This window comes from Streptomyces sp. NPDC020845 (assembly GCF_044334165.1).
Lineage (GTDB): Bacteria > Actinomycetota > Actinomycetes > Streptomycetales > Streptomycetaceae > Streptomyces.
Genome location: NZ_JBIRSJ010000017.1, coordinates 139,822 through 153,772 on the forward strand (window position 1 = coordinate 139,822; position 13,951 = coordinate 153,772).

Sequence of the window (13,951 nt, forward strand, 5' to 3'; positions counted from 1 at the left end):
CTCGCGTGGCCGTGACCTCACGCGGCCGTGACCTCACGCGGCCGTGGCCTCAGCCGATCTCCGCCGTGTCGATCCAGGTGACGCGGTGTGCCTCGGTGGGGTCGGGGGTCTCCCAGCGGCGGATCAGCCGGTCGATGACCGCCTCGGGCACCGGTCGTGGCCGGGCGGCGTTACGGGCGCGCAGCACCGCGGGCGGCGCCTCGAGCGCCACCAGGTCGACCCGCCCGCCGTACGCGGCCACCAGCCCCACGCACTGCTCGCGCAACCGCCGCGAGACGTTGGTGGCGTTCCAGACGAACGGCTCGCCCGCGCGCAGATGCCCCCGCGCCGCCTCCCGCGCGGCCGCCACCACCGGGGCCTGGTCGGCCGCCGGATCCACGCCCAGCCCGGCGCGGAGCGCGTCCAGGCTGACCACGGGCAGACCTGGGCGGTGGGCACCGATCCAGTGGTCCTTGCCGACGCCGGGCAGCCCCGACAGGACGGTCACCGTCATCCGGGTGTCGTCGTACGCGGCGTAGTCCGGATCCCGGCCGGGGGTGCGGAAGTACTCGAAGCGGGCGTGGTCGGAGGGGAACCGGCGCGGCGCGGTCAGGCACTTCTGCTCGGCGCAGTACTCGCGGTACAGGTCGACGTTCTCCAGCATCACGTCCGTATCGCCGCAGATCCGGCCGAGGATATCGGCCCGCGCCAGCACCGCCAGGTCGTCGTTGCTGGCCAGCAGGCTCGCCCGGAAGGCGATGCGCTCCAGGTCCGGCCGCTCCAGCGCCCAGAACGGCACCTGGTGGTGCCTGACCAGGGCGGCGACGTGCTCACGCCAGGCGATGGGCGCCCCCAGCTCCCACAGCACCCTGCGGGTGATCAGCTCGCCGCGCCGGGAGTGGCCGCGGGCGGTGATCCGTCCGTCGGGGTCGGTGGCGGTGCAGTCCGGCTTCGCGGCGTCGTGCAGCAGCACGGTGGCGAACAGCAGCGCCCGCCCGGCCGCGGTCCTGGCCCGCCACTCGGGCAGCCCCGCCAGCGCCTCGGCGGCCATACGGGTGTGGGTGGCCACATCGCCCTCGCCGTGGTGGGCGGCGTCCTGCGGTACGCCCTCCAGGCGGCGGATCCACGGGTACGCCGCGACGATCCGCTCCCAGGGGACCGTCCAGTCCGGCGGCGCGGGGCACAGATCGAGCAGTTCCCGGAAGGGGCCCTCATCCTGGAAGGGGCCCTCAAGCGCGCGCATACATCACCGCCGGGTCCCGCAGCCGGTTGGGCACGATCGGGCGGTCGAGCCAGTGCGTACCGGAGTCCAGCACGCTGGTGAGGAAGCCGGCCCGCACCCACTTGTAGCGGCCGGCCACCACACCGTCCTCCTCGACCTTCACATACAGGCCCTCCATGAAGTCCGAGGTGTCGGTCTCCGCGGCCACCCGCTCGGGGTCGAGCCCGCCCGCCCCGGCCGTCTCCCGCAGCGCCGCCCGCCACCCCTCCGTACGGCATGTCGAGGGCCCGACGAACGCGGTCAGCGCGTCCAGGCTGCTCAGCGGCCCGGTGTGCAGCACGGGCACCGAGTGCACGGGAAGCCCCTCCAGCAGCTCACCGCGCCGGGCGGTGGACAGGAACACGCCCTCGTCGCGGTCCAGTACGTCGAATTCGCAGAAGTAGTGCGGCAGGGCGTCGTAGTACACCGTGTGCTTGGCGTACAGCCACTCGCCGTACAGCACATAACGGCTCCCCAGCCGCGGCCACAGCAGATCCCGGACCAGCGCCGCCCACGCCTTGAACGGCGAGAAGTGACGCTCCCGGGGCCCGCCGGTGAGGAAGTGGCCACGGCTCTGCAGCCGCAGCTCCCCGTCCGGCGTGAAGCTGATCGCCGCGTTGGCGCCGTCGAGCTTCTCCTCGACCACGAGGTACCGGCCCGCGATATCGGCGAACGGTACGGCGGCCAGGTCCTCGTCGCCGGGTTGGAGGCGGGAGCCCTGGAGATGCGGGGTCCTCGGGTACTTGCGGATCACGGAATTCTTTCTATGCCGTACACGACGGATCGGGCAACGAAGTTTTAACGGGCCTTGGGGCCTTGGGGCCTGGGGCCTGGGGGCCTTGGAACCTTGGGGCATGCGAAGGCCGGACCCGCGCTGTTTGGGTCCGGCCTTCTCGCGTCCGAGTCACGCGCAGCCCGCAGCGTGGATAGGACGTCTTCCACGGTAGGGCGCGGCACTGACAACGGGCCGGTGCGGTGGGTGGAGTAAGAGCAATATGGACAGCGACGGATAAGCGGGGTCGAGGGGGAACCGTGGACATCGCGACCATGACGACGCAGTGGCTGACACCGCAAGAACGGTTCGGCTGGTGGCACGACATGACGGCTTCGACGCTGATCCCGACCGCCATGGGCAGCGACCGCGCTGCGGACTTCGATGCCTCGGCCCGGGTGCTGAACCTCGGTGACGTCCAGGTCTCGGATATGGCCTACCCCATGCTGACCGTGACCCGGACCCCGCGGCTGATCCAGCGCAGCGACCCCGGCTATGTGCAGCTGTCGCTCACGCTCTCCGGGAACATGGGGTTGACGCAGTTCAGGAGGCACACCCTGCTCGGCGCCGGGGATCTGGCGGTGTACAGCTCCTCGGAGCCGTTCAACGGCTGGGCGAGCCCCGAGGGCGCGGCGCCGGTCCGCCAGTTACTTCTGCATCTGCCCCGGGCGGCGCTGCCGCTGACCGGACGGCAGGTGGACCGCCTCGCGGCCACCCGGATACCCAGTGGCGAGGGATTCGCCTCGCTGCTCTCCCAGTTCCTCACGCATGTCGCCCGCCATCCGCGGCAGTTCGCCCCTCAGGACGCGCCCCGGCTGTCCACCACCCTGGTCGATCTGCTCACCCACACGATCGCGCAGCGGCTGGACGCCATGTCCGTCCTGCCGCCCGAGAGCCGGGAGCGCGCGCTGCTCCTCCGGGTGCAGGAGTTCATTCGCCGGCACCTGCCCGACCCCGGCCTCACCCCGTCCGCCGTCGCCGCGGCCCACCATATGTCCCCCCGCTCGCTCCACCGCCTCTTCCAGCGGCACGGCCTGACCGTGGCGTCCTGGATCCGCCACCAGCGCCTCGAACGCTGCCGCCGTGACCTCGTCAACCCCCGGCTCGCCGGGCGGCCGATCCAGGCCACCGCCGCGACGTGGGGGTTCTCCCGCCCGGGCGACTTCACCCGCGCCTTCCGCAGCGCCTACGGCGTATCGCCGAGCGAATACCGCCACAAGACCTGAATCGCCTGATCGTCTACTGAGGCTCGGGCAGGTCCCGCCCCTCGAACCAGTGGGCGGTCATCCGCGCCGCGGTCGGAAAGGCGAACGGCTCCTGCCGGTCGGTGAGCAGCCGCAGGATGAACTCGCCGGTGCCGCAGTCGAAGCGCTGCCACGCGTCGAAGTCGTGCTGCACGAGCACCGGCCAGTCGTCCGGGTCGTCGGCACCGGTCAGCCAGTGAAACGTCACCTCCTGCTCGGAGCTGCCCCAGATCAGCACGCCGCCGGGCGCGGGATACACCGGGTGGGGCCGGTACAGCTCGGCGTACTTCGGCATGTCCAGGCCCCAACTGACAAGATCCGCCCCCAGGGCGCCCGGCACCAGCAGATCCAGATACTCGTCGAAGCTGCCCGCCCCGAACAGGTCGACGATCTCCTTGTAGCCGCTGGGCAGGGCCGTACCGAGCGCGGATTCCGCGGCCGCCCAGTCGATCGCCCAGTCGATCGCCCTGCCGGTTGCGTGGTCGTCGCGGACCGGCCGCAGCGCCTCCCATCCGGTGAGGATCGCAAGACGCTGCGGCCACCCGACATCGGACGGGAAGGCGCCCCGGCCCGCGACGACGATCACCCCGCGCGGGCCGTCCGCCGCGGCCGTCAGGCCGTAACCGAACCAGTGCTCGTTCAGGGCCCAACCACGCAACTCCAGCACCTCGCCCTCGCCCCACCCGGTGGGCGGACCGCTGAACGCGGGGATGGGGACACCACCGGTGACCAGCCGCCGCACGGGCTGACCGGTCCAGGGCAGCACTTCCAGGACGGCCTGCTCCAGCTGTGCCAGATCCCATCCGGCGCGGACGATGCAGACGTGTCCTTCGCCATGCCCGGGCAGCGGGCAGTGCGGCCGGGGGTCGGTGAGGGTCTGATCAAGCAGCTGGCGGAGCTCGGTGTGGTGCATGCGGCTCAGTGAACCTCACGGCACTGACACCGCTGCCGTTACCGCCCTGCCGTTACCGCCCTGCCGTTACTGTTCTGCCGTTACTGTTCTGCCGTTACTTCGGGCAACCGCAAGGGTGGCAGGTCTCGACCCGTACGTCGTCGATGACCGGGCCGTAGGCGCCGCCCACCGTGCTGGCGAAGCCGAGGGTCGTCGTGCTGCCGTTGGCCACGAAGGTGACCTCGCGGGTGACGTAGCCCATGTCCGCGTGGCTCTTGCCCGTGGAGTTGAACGAGAAGTCCTGGAAGTCCTGCCCGTCGATCAGCACCTTCCCGGTCTTCACCTGCAGGAGTTGGCAGGTCCCTTCGGCAAGGACCTGACCCTTCCTTGATCCTTCCTGGTCGTTCCCACGCGCACAGACCCGGTTCCGCTGCCAGGGCGGAGGCGAACGGCGGCACGCACAGCGCACGCGAATCGCCGCAATGGTGTTTCGACTCGGCGGCGGTGCCACCGGTGAACTGGGAGCGAACCCGAGGGCACGCCTGCTCGCACCCACTTGGATCGTGCGCCACTCGCGCCCGCGTGAGCCGAGAGGGACCTCAGTCCGCTGTTCCGGACGGCACAACCCATCGCGTTGGCTGCCCCGTCACGGCTGCGATCATGTCGTAGTCGCCGTCGTAGTGCAGGACGATCGCGCCGTGACGTTCGGCGGTCGCCGCGATCACGAGGTCCGATACCGAGAGAGGCTTCCAGTTACCAGCCGCGATGAGCTGGGTCTGCACATCAAGGGCACGGTCCCATGCCTCATCAGTAGTCGGAAGCCAATCGAAGCCGCGCATCTCGTCGCGAATGCGCTCCGCGTCGGCCTTCGACCGAGCACCGTGCAACACCTCGAGTTCGACGGCGCCACACACGGCAAGCAGGCCCGCATTGTGCAGCGGCTCGATCACCGCACGAACGGCCGGCTTCGGGTAACGGGCGAGTGCGGACTTGTCGATGAGGTAGCGATCAGTCATGCGGCCTGATGCGGATCAGCCGGAGTCTCAACGGGACCCGTCAAGTCCGGCAGGCCACCTTCGGCAAGCCAGTTCAGAAACGACGCACGCTTGCGGCGCTTGATGACGTCTTCCAGCGCGGCGTTCACCGTCGCGACCTTGGTCGTGGTCCCAAAGATCTCCGCGGCCTCGGCAAGCATCTCGTCATCGACATCGATCACGGTTCGCGCCATGAGTCCTCCTCCAGGCCGACGCACCCACACCTCCCGAGGATATCAAATTTCACGCCACTAGATATCGCCATTCACTGCGCGTGCGACGTGATGTGGACACGCCGCCGGACGCCGACAGCGGACTGCGGACTGCGGACTGCGGACTGCGGACCTGGACGGGCCACCGGGGCCACGCGCTGATCGACCGCGCCCTGTACCTGAGCACGCGTCGAAGCCAGATGGCCGGCCGACGACGAGGTCTACGGCAGCCGCAACCTGCGCCGATGCCCCCCGCGAGCTCGCCTGCTGGCCGCCGCCGTCCCGGCCGTCACCCACGCCCGCACCACCCCCACCACCGGCATCAGCGACCTCGCCCCCGTCAGCACACGCGAGCTGCTGACCCTGCTCTGCACCACCGTCCCACCCCTGCCGAGGCCGCGGCACGGACCACGCCCTGCGCTGGTCGGCCTGGCGTCGCCACCATCAAGCCGTCGCCCAAGCCTGCCACCAACGCTGGAACAGCGTCACTCAGTTCACTTGATCACCCGCTCGAGTTGGTGGACCCGCGCGCACGTACCGGTGTCCGACTCGATGTCCGCGGTCCTGACTCGATAGACGGCGGGCTCGATATCCACCAGCAGAAGTTCGTCTGCACGTGCTTCTGTTCCCGGAAGGGCCGCGTCGAACACGACGAGCGGACCGTTCACTTTCATGACTGGACCGTCCACCCATGTGTCCACCAAATCGATACCACCGCGTACGACCTCGATGAATCGAGCATCACTGGAGGACGAGATCCATTGAACAATGGCATGGAACTCCCCCATAAATGCGGTCGGGGCGGGGATGTCGTTGATCACCAGCGCCGACCCGGGAGCCGACGGCTCTCCGAACGTCACCAGCCCGGCGTAGCCTTCGACCTCACACGCGTTCTCGTAATCAGAGTTCGCGTAGCCGCCCCAGAGGTGCCTCAGCGACTCCTCCACGACAATCATCGGCCCGCCCTCGGACTCAACCCATGTGAGGTCCATAGCGCTGTCGCCTCCTTAGTATCCGAGTTCCTTGGCGATTCGCTCGTATATCGGCCTCATGATGGGTGCTAGTTGCCTGGCCCATCCAGCCTGCCTCCGGCTGCATTCGATGCATTGCGGATCAAGCCGCTGCGGAAAGCCATCCGGCACCCACGAACTGATGGGCTGATGGTCAGGCACAAACCCCTTCTTCGAGCCGACGGGAACCATGATTCCGCAGGTGTGGCATCCGAACCGGCTTCCGATCTCATTGATCTGGTCTCTTTCCCCGCCAGGAGATTCGTCGAACTTCTGGGACTTGCTCCGCGCCGGGATCGATTCGACCGCGTAGCCCGTCCGCAGCTGTGCGGCTCGTCAGCTTGCCTTCCACCGACCAGGTCAGATGGGTCGTCGCGCCGAGCGGATCGGCGATGGTCACCGGGCGACCGAAGGCGTTCCGGTGGTACCTCGTCGTCGCACCAAGCGGGTCGGGGACCTCGACAGGCAGGCCCGCCTCGTCGCAGCGGACTCGGGTGGTGTGGCCCAGGGCGTCCGTGACGGCGGACAGGTGACCGCGAGTGTCGTAGGCATAGTGGGTGGTGTGGCCTGCCGGGTCGGTGACCGAGGTGCGGCGGCCTGCCTCGTCATAGGTCTCATACCAGGTGGCGCCGTCCGGGCCGGTAAGGGTCACGGGCAGGCCGAGGTCGTTGTACGCGGCGGCGGAACGGCTGCCGTCAGGGCTCGCTATCGCCGTGAGGTGGCCAGACTCGTCATACTCATACGTAGTGGTGTGGCCCAACGCATCGGTGCGGAACAGAACCCGGTCGAAGCGGTCACCATCGGCTCGTGACCTCCCCCGTGAGATCTCTACGTGATGGCATCACTGGATAACCTGCTGTAGGGCTAGCGCGCGTGGCGCCGGCAGGTGGGCGATTCCGTGAGGAGCACCGTTATGGAGACGGATTCCCAGGGGGCTGGGCGGCTGGTGGCCGGTCGGTACCGACTGGCAGGCGTGCTGGGCCAGGGCGGGATGGGCGTGGTCTGGAGGGCGACCGACGAGCTGATCGGACGGGCTGCGGCAGTCAAGGAGTTGCGTACTCCGCCAGGGCTGTCGGCCGAGGAGCGGTCGATGTTCGGTGAACGCGCCTTGCGCGAGGCTCGTACGGCGGGTCGGCTCAACCATCCCGGTGTTGTGGCGATCTACGATCTCGTGCCGGCGACGCCCGAGGACGACGCTGCCTACATCGTCATGGAGCTGCTGGAGGGGCCCTCGCTGGCGGAGCTCCTGGAGTGGTACAGGGCCCTGCCGCAGGAGCGAGTGGTCCGTATAGCAGGGCAGTTGCTGGCCGCATTGGACGCCGCGCACTCGATCGGACTCGTCCACCGGGACATCAAACCCAGCAATGTCATGGTGCTGCCCGGCGACCACGTCAAACTCGTGGACTTCGGCATCGCCCACGCCATGGACGACACCCGCCTGACCCGCCACGGCGTCACAGGCTCGACCGGCTATATGGCCCCGGAACTGTTCCAAGGTGCTGATCCTTCTCCCGCGGCGGATCTGTGGTCGCTGGGCGCGACCTTGTTCCACGCCGTCGAGGGAGGTGACCCGTTCGCCCGCCAGACCCCGGCCGCCACCCTGCACGCAATCCTCCACGACGACCTGCCGCCGCTGAACTGCCGGCCACCACTCTCAACACTGATCACCGGACTCCTCACCCGCGACACCACCGACCGGATGACCAGCGAAAAAGCCCGCACCCTGGTCCCATCCACCACCGCACCGCCCGCAGCAGAACCACCCCGCCCCGGCCAGGCGACGAGTGAGAGCCTCACCGCCGCTGTCGGACCGACGACCGCGCCGCCGCACACGCCCCCGCACACACCGTCAGCTCCGCCGACATACTCTCCCCAGGCCACCTGGGCGGGCCACCCCACCGCCATCGGACAGCACGCCGACGTCCACTACTCACCCGGCCCCATGCCGTACGCTCCGCCGGCCCACCCCCCGGCCCCCACACCGGGCGCAAAGAGGGAAACAGCCATGTGGATCGCCCTTGCGGCGGTGATGGTGATTCTCCTGGGAAGTGGAGCCTTCTTCCTCCTCAGAGACGACTCCAGTAAGGACGACTCCAGTAAGGGCGCAAAGCCTGAAGCACAGGCAGGAGAAACAACGCAGGCGGGAGAAACTGCGCAGCCGGAAGAATCCACGTCCCAGGGGGATTCGGTCACCGGTGAAAAGACGTGGCCCAATCTGAGCCGGAACCACGTCACCACCTCGGTCAGCTACCCCATGACGCCTCCCGCCGGTGGCGACCACGACCCCGCCTGGCAGAACTGCAACGGTGACGTCTACAACACCCAGATCCGCGACGAGAACGCCGTGCACGCCCTGGAGCACGGCGCCGTCTGGGTCACGTACAACGACAAGGCCGCCCGCGCGGACGTCACGGCGCTGGAGGCCAAGGTGGCCAAGACGCCGTACACGCTGATGAGCCCCTACAAGAACCAGTCGTCACCGATCACGCTGACGGCCTGGGGACACCAACTCAACGTCCAGAACGCGTCCGACGCGCGGGTCAACGCGTTCCTCGACAAGTATGTCCAGGGCGCACAGACCCCCGAGCCAGGGGCTGCCTGCACCGGAGGCGTGTCGTCCTCGTAACCACCGCACCACCGCCGCGGCCGGGACCTTTACTTGACGGCATCTTGGCTAACCTGCTGTAAGGCTGGCGCCAGGTGCCGGCCCAGTGGGCGACTCCGTGAGGAGCGCGGTTGTGGGGACGGATTCCCAGGGGCTGGGCGGCTGGTGGCAGTACGGTATCGACTGATAGGCGTGCTGGGCCGGGGGCGATGGGGGGGTGTGGAGGCGACAGACGAGCTGATCGGGCGTTCGGTCGCGGTCAAGGTGCGCTGTCCGCCCTGCTGCCCGTCGCGCAGCCAGTTTCTCAGCGGCTTCAAGCCGCTTGACACGCGCCACACAGTCCCGCGTTACGGACGCCTCGACCATCCGGGTTCGTGTTGGCGATGTACATAACCAGCGGTACATCGCCAACACCCGGCCCTCAGCGGGTCAGTCCTCGTGGCGGTCGTCACTCCTGTCGTTGTCGCCCGGGCGGTCGTGGTCGTCGTGGTCGTCGTCGGCCCGCACGGCCGTGACCTTGCCGGACCGGGCGTCGACGGTGACCTCGTGTTCGGCGCCCTTGGCATCGGTGACGTCGATGTCCCAGGCGGCCGACCGACCGTTGTCGTCGTCCAGCTCGGCGGATGTCGCCGTACCGGGGATCTTCTTGAGCGCGGCGTCCACGGCCTGGCCGAGGCCGGTCTTGGCGGACCTGGCCAGAGCGGCCTCGTCATCGGAGTCGTCGTGGTCGGTCCTGTGCGCGGTGACCTTGCCGCTGGTGGCGTTCACCGTGACTTCGTGTTCCGCGCCCTTGGCGGTGGCGACATCGACCTTCCAGACGGCCTTGCCCTGGTGTCCCTCAAGCTCGACGGAGGTGACCTTGCCCGCGACCGACGCCACGGCCGCGTCGGCCGCCTGCTTGAGGTCGATCTTGGTCTTCGTGGCGGACGTACCGTCGTCGTCGGAGCCGTCCCGCGTGCCGTCGCGGTCGCTGCTGTCACGGTCGCCGTCGTCGCGGTCCTCGTAGGTGGTGCCCGCGGCCGCGTGGGTGCTGCCGTGGGTGCTGCCGTGGGAGCTGTCGTGGCTGCCGTCGTCGGCGAAGGCCACAGCGGTCGCGGCACCGGCGCCACCGAGCACCACGGTGGCCGCGAGCACGGCGGCGACGGTACGGCGACGGCCGGTCAGCGAGCGCTTGAGGGACTTCATCGTGGGTGGTCCTTTCCTCAGCTGCGGCCGGGCCGCAGGGATGCCGACCGGAGTCGGCCTGACATGGACAACCCTGCGCGAGCGATCCTGAAGCCACGCTGAAGCTTCCTGAAGATCGCTTCAGGAAGGCATGCGACGCTGTCGATATGCGCCTGCTGATCGTAGAGGACGAGAAACGCCTGGCCACCGCCCTCGCCCGGGGTCTGGCCGCCGAGGGTTTCGCCGTGGACGTGGCCCACGACGGTGTCAGCGGTCTGCACATGGCGCAGGAGCAGGACTACGACCTGATCGTGCTGGACATCATGCTGCCCGGCCTGAACGGCTACCGCGTCTGCGCCCAGCTGCGGGCGGCCGGCGACGAGACGCCGATCCTCATGCTGACCGCGAAGGACGGCGAGTACGACGAGGCCGAGGGCCTGGACACCGGCGCGGACGACTACCTCACCAAGCCGTTCTCGTACGTCGTCCTTCAGGCCCGCATCCGCGCCCTGCTGCGTCGCCGTACCCGTGCCGCCGTCCAGGTGCTGAAGATCGGCGACCTGACCGTCGATCCCGGCGCCAAGCGCGTGGAGCGGGCGGGGGCGGAGGTCCCGCTGACCACCAAGGAGTTCGCGGTCCTGGAACACCTCGCGCTGCACGCGGGCCGGGTCGTGTCGAAGGCGGACGTCCTCGCCCACGTGTGGGACTTCGCCTACGACGGCGATCCGAACATCGTCGAGGTCTATGTGAGCGCCCTGCGCCGCAAGCTCGACCTCCCGTTCGGACGGCGTTCCATCACGACCGTACGAGGCGCCGGGTACCGCCTGGAAGCCGACGGCGGCCGCCATGCGTAGGCCATTCGCCTCCGTCCGCGCCCGCGCCGCGCTGGCCGCGACCCTGGTCGTCTCCGTCGCTCTGGTCGCCGCGGGCGTCGCCGTGGTCGTCGTACTGCGCCACAACCTGGTCGACCGGGCGAGCCTGAAGTCCGAGGTCGCGGCCCGCACGGTGGCGGGCGCGCAGGCCGCGCTGAACGGAGACTTCGGTTCCGTGCCCCTGCCCGACGACGAGGACCGGCCCGTCCAGATCGTCGACTCCGCGGGCAAGGTGCTGGCCGCCAGTGACGACCTGCGCGGACGCGGTCCTGTCACGGACTACTCGCCCGCCCCCAAGGGCACCGCGCCAAGCGTCTCGTCTCACGGCGATGACAACGGCCATGACGATGACGACGATGACGACCACGACAGCGCCCCGGCCCGGGGCAAGGTCGGCACGGACGTGGACCGCAAGGACCTCGCCGTGAGGGTCGGCGACGAAACCCACGACTACAGCTTCGCCGCCGTACAGGGAACGGCCTACGACGGCCGCACCTACACCGTCTACGCGGGCACCTCGCTGGAGGACGAACAGGCCACCCTCGACCAGGTCACCAGGGTCATGCTGATCGGCCTGCCATGCCTGCTGGTCGTGGTCGCCGGGGTGACATGGCTGGTCACCCGGCGGGCGCTACGCCCCGTCGAGGGCATCCGTACGGAGATGGCCGAGATCACCGCCAGCGGCGATCTCTCGCGCCGCGTGCCCCAGCCCAACTCGTACGACGAGATCGCCCGGCTCGCCGCCACCACCAACGAGACCCTGACCGCGCTGGAGCAGTCCGTCGAGCGCCAGCACCGCTTCGTCGCCGACGCCTCCCACGAACTGCGCAGCCCGATCGCGTCCTTGCGCACCCAACTGGAGGTCGCCGTCGCGCACTCCGAACTTCTGGACGTCGAGGAGGTGCTCGCGGACGTCATCCGCCTCCAGCACCTGGCGGCCGATCTGCTCCTGCTGGCCCGCCTCGACGCCGGGGAACGGCTGGCGGAGGCCCGTGTCGACCTGGCGGTTCTCGTCCGCGAGGAACTGGCGGAACGCACTGCGACGAACCGCATCGCCCCGAGCCTCAGCATGAGCGGCGCACCGCTGGACGTGCGCGGCAGTAGAGGGCAGTTGGCCCGCGTGCTCGGCAATCTCCTCGACAACGCCCAACGCCACGCGAGGTCTGCGGTCGGCGTCGAAGTGCGCGCCGACGGCGCGGACGCGGTGCTCATCGTCACCGACGACGGCCCCGGTGTGCCCGAGGCCGACCGCGCGCGGATCTTCGAACGCTTCGTACGCCTCGACGAGGCCCGCACGCGGGACGACGGTGGAGCGGGACTTGGCCTGGCCATCGCTCGCGATGTCGTGGAGCGCCACGGCGGGACGCTGGTGGTGGGTCAGGCATCGGGTGGCGGCGCGTCTTTCCGGGTCAGGCTGCCCCGTACCACCTGACCATCGGGCTACGGGCCGACTACGGCCCGGGCCGGGCACGGACAGTCGCCGTGCCGCGGACAGCCGCCGTGCTGCGGACAGCCGCCGTGCTGCGAAACATTGGTCGTTTCCTGGTCTGCCGCTCTCTGTTTGCTGGGCTCGCTCTGGAGAGCCGGTTCCTAGGGTCGTAGCTGTCCCCCGGAGGGCCGGTTCACGGACCTCCGCATCCCCACTGATCTGGAGACACCTGATGCGTGCCCTGCCCCGCCGTGCCCTTCTCGCCGCTCCCGCCGCCCTCCTGATGTTCACCCTCGTCGCCTGCGGTGGCGGTTCCGACGACAGCTCCAGCAGCTCCAACGCCGCCGACACCCAGCAGTCAGCCCCGAGCGCGGGCGGCGCGGAGGCGGGCGGTGAGGCCGGGGGCGACGCCGACGACAAGAAGGAGCCGCCGCTGACCGGCGACATCAAGCAGAAGGCCGAGGCCGCCGCGCTGGCCAAGTACCCGGGCACGGTCCTGAAGTCCGAGGAGGACGCGGAGAAGCCCGGCATGTACGCGGTCGAGGTACAGAAGCAGGACGGCTCGACGGTCGAGGTCTACCTCGACAAGTCGTACAACGTCACCGGCACCAAGCAGGAGGGCACCGAGGAAACGGAGAACGCCGGCTGACGGCCGAGGTCCGACCCGCCGGAAGGGAGAAGCGCATGTCGACCGAGCCCCGGAACACCCCCGGCTCCCCCTCAGTGAAGCCGGCCGCCGAGACGACGGTCGTCCTCAAACCGTCGGAGGGAGCCTACGGAGCGCGCTTCGACGAGGACGCGTTCAACTACCCGTCGCCCGTCGCCTCCCAAGCCTGGCCCGGCGACGAGCCGCTGCCGAAGCCCGCGGACGCTGCCACGCCCGCGAACGCTGCCGGGTCCGCAGACGCTGCCATGCCCACGGACGCCACCGGGCCCGCGGACACCGCCGGGCCCGGCGATGAGCCGGACGCGGCGCGGCATGCACGCGGTCGCGGTCGCGAGCGGGAGCGGGAGCGGGAGCGGGAGCGGGAGGCCGGCGGGTGGCAGCGGCTGCTCGCCCGCCGCCGCCCGGTTCTGGCCGTGGCCGCCGCCCTGATGGTCATGGGCGGCTTCGGCTTCGCCCTGTCGGCGGTCAGCGACACGGTCTCCTCCAACCCGGCACCCGTCGGCACCGTGCGGGATCCCGCATCGAAATCGCCTACCGAGCAGCCCCAGCCGCCAGAGGCAACTCCCTCCCCGGCGTCTCCTCCCGACGGTGGCGCCGGCGTCCTCCCGACGCCAACCGGTTCGCTGCCATCCACCGCTGACCGGCACGACGACGAGGACGACCAGGGCCGCGAGGAAGACCAGGGCCGCCAAGAAGACCAGCAACACGAGGACGGCGACCGCTCCGGCGATGACTGACTCCCCCAGCCGGGGCGTCGCCTCCTCATCCCCGCCGTCCGGCCGGATCGCCTCGTACGGATCGCCTCGTACG

Annotated in this window: 14 protein-coding genes and 1 pseudogene; 6 read left to right on the plus strand and 9 right to left on the minus strand. The window is 69.7% G+C overall.

The annotated features are described in order from the left end of the window. Positions 1 to 49: 49 nt before the first annotated feature. Positions 50 to 1,222, minus strand: a complete 1,173-nt coding sequence (locus ACH4U7_RS39245; RefSeq protein WP_398532549.1) for an AAA family ATPase — start codon at positions 1,220 to 1,222, stop codon at positions 50 to 52. Then, positions 1,209 to 1,994 carry an RNA ligase family protein gene (locus ACH4U7_RS39250; protein WP_398532550.1) on the minus strand — a complete coding sequence of 262 codons (786 nt, stop codon included), beginning with the start codon at positions 1,992 to 1,994 and terminating at the stop codon, positions 1,209 to 1,211. The genes ACH4U7_RS39245 and ACH4U7_RS39250 overlap by 14 nt, the downstream gene beginning before the upstream one ends. A gap of 278 nt (positions 1,995 to 2,272) precedes the next feature. Between ACH4U7_RS39250 and ACH4U7_RS39255 the strand changes: the two genes are divergently transcribed. Beyond that, positions 2,273 to 3,238, plus strand: coding sequence for a helix-turn-helix domain-containing protein (locus tag ACH4U7_RS39255; RefSeq protein WP_398532551.1), 966 nt, complete (start codon positions 2,273 to 2,275; stop codon positions 3,236 to 3,238). Between the two features lie 13 nt (positions 3,239 to 3,251). On the opposite strand, the gene ACH4U7_RS39260 is transcribed toward ACH4U7_RS39255, so the two are convergent. From ACH4U7_RS39260 to ACH4U7_RS39285, 6 genes and pseudogenes are all read right to left on the minus strand, one after another. After that, entirely contained in the window at positions 3,252 to 4,169 is a 918-nt protein-coding gene (locus tag ACH4U7_RS39260; protein WP_398532552.1) for a hypothetical protein, read from the minus strand. Between the two features lie 94 nt (positions 4,170 to 4,263). Then, positions 4,264 to 4,491, minus strand: a pseudogene (locus ACH4U7_RS39265) (DUF642 domain-containing protein); the annotation flags it as partial. Positions 4,492 to 4,747: 256 nt separating this feature from the next. After that, positions 4,748 to 5,164 (minus strand): PIN domain nuclease, encoded by a 417-nt coding sequence (locus ACH4U7_RS39270; RefSeq protein WP_398532553.1) that lies wholly within the window; start codon positions 5,162 to 5,164, stop codon positions 4,748 to 4,750. Then, positions 5,161 to 5,376, minus strand: a complete 216-nt coding sequence (locus tag ACH4U7_RS39275) for a type II toxin-antitoxin system VapB family antitoxin (protein ID WP_398532554.1) — start codon at positions 5,374 to 5,376, stop codon at positions 5,161 to 5,163. Before ACH4U7_RS39275 ends, ACH4U7_RS39270 begins: the two co-directional genes overlap by 4 nt. 512 nt (positions 5,377 to 5,888) lie before the next feature. Beyond that, the gene (locus ACH4U7_RS39280; RefSeq protein WP_398532555.1) at positions 5,889 to 6,386 is read right to left on the minus strand and encodes an Imm21 family immunity protein; all 498 of its coding nucleotides are present in this window, start codon (positions 6,384 to 6,386) and stop codon (positions 5,889 to 5,891) included. A gap of 247 nt (positions 6,387 to 6,633) precedes the next feature. Beyond that, positions 6,634 to 7,230: a hypothetical protein gene (locus tag ACH4U7_RS39285; protein WP_398532666.1), complete on the minus strand. Its 597-nt coding sequence runs from the start codon at positions 7,228 to 7,230 to the stop codon at positions 6,634 to 6,636. Between the two features lie 87 nt (positions 7,231 to 7,317). Here ACH4U7_RS39285 and ACH4U7_RS39290 point away from each other — a divergent pair, with 87 nt between their 5' ends. Next, positions 7,318 to 9,030 (plus strand): DUF3105 domain-containing protein, encoded by a 1,713-nt coding sequence (locus tag ACH4U7_RS39290; RefSeq protein ID WP_398532556.1) that lies wholly within the window; start codon positions 7,318 to 7,320, stop codon positions 9,028 to 9,030. A gap of 408 nt (positions 9,031 to 9,438) precedes the next feature. On the opposite strand, the gene ACH4U7_RS39295 is transcribed toward ACH4U7_RS39290, so the two are convergent. Then, positions 9,439 to 10,194, minus strand: coding sequence for a PepSY domain-containing protein (locus ACH4U7_RS39295; protein WP_398532557.1), 756 nt, complete (start codon positions 10,192 to 10,194; stop codon positions 9,439 to 9,441). Between the two features lie 146 nt (positions 10,195 to 10,340). On the opposite strand from ACH4U7_RS39295, the gene ACH4U7_RS39300 reads away from it, so the two are divergent. The 4 genes from ACH4U7_RS39300 (at position 10,341) to ACH4U7_RS39315 (ending at position 13,878) form a co-directional block, all read left to right on the plus strand. Further along, positions 10,341 to 11,027 (plus strand): response regulator transcription factor, encoded by a 687-nt coding sequence (locus tag ACH4U7_RS39300; protein ID WP_398532558.1) that lies wholly within the window; start codon positions 10,341 to 10,343, stop codon positions 11,025 to 11,027. Further along, a complete protein-coding gene (locus tag ACH4U7_RS39305; protein WP_398532559.1) occupies positions 11,020 to 12,477 on the plus strand; it encodes a sensor histidine kinase in 1,458 nt (485 codons plus the stop codon). Before ACH4U7_RS39300 ends, ACH4U7_RS39305 begins: the two co-directional genes overlap by 8 nt. Positions 12,478 to 12,706: 229 nt before the next feature. Continuing rightward, the gene (locus ACH4U7_RS39310) at positions 12,707 to 13,123 is read left to right on the plus strand and encodes a PepSY domain-containing protein (RefSeq protein WP_398532560.1); all 417 of its coding nucleotides are present in this window, start codon (positions 12,707 to 12,709) and stop codon (positions 13,121 to 13,123) included. A 35-nt stretch (positions 13,124 to 13,158) separates the two neighbouring features. After that, a complete protein-coding gene (locus tag ACH4U7_RS39315) occupies positions 13,159 to 13,878 on the plus strand; it encodes a hypothetical protein (RefSeq protein ID WP_398532561.1) in 720 nt (239 codons plus the stop codon). The last annotated feature ends 73 nt before the right edge of the window (positions 13,879 to 13,951 follow it).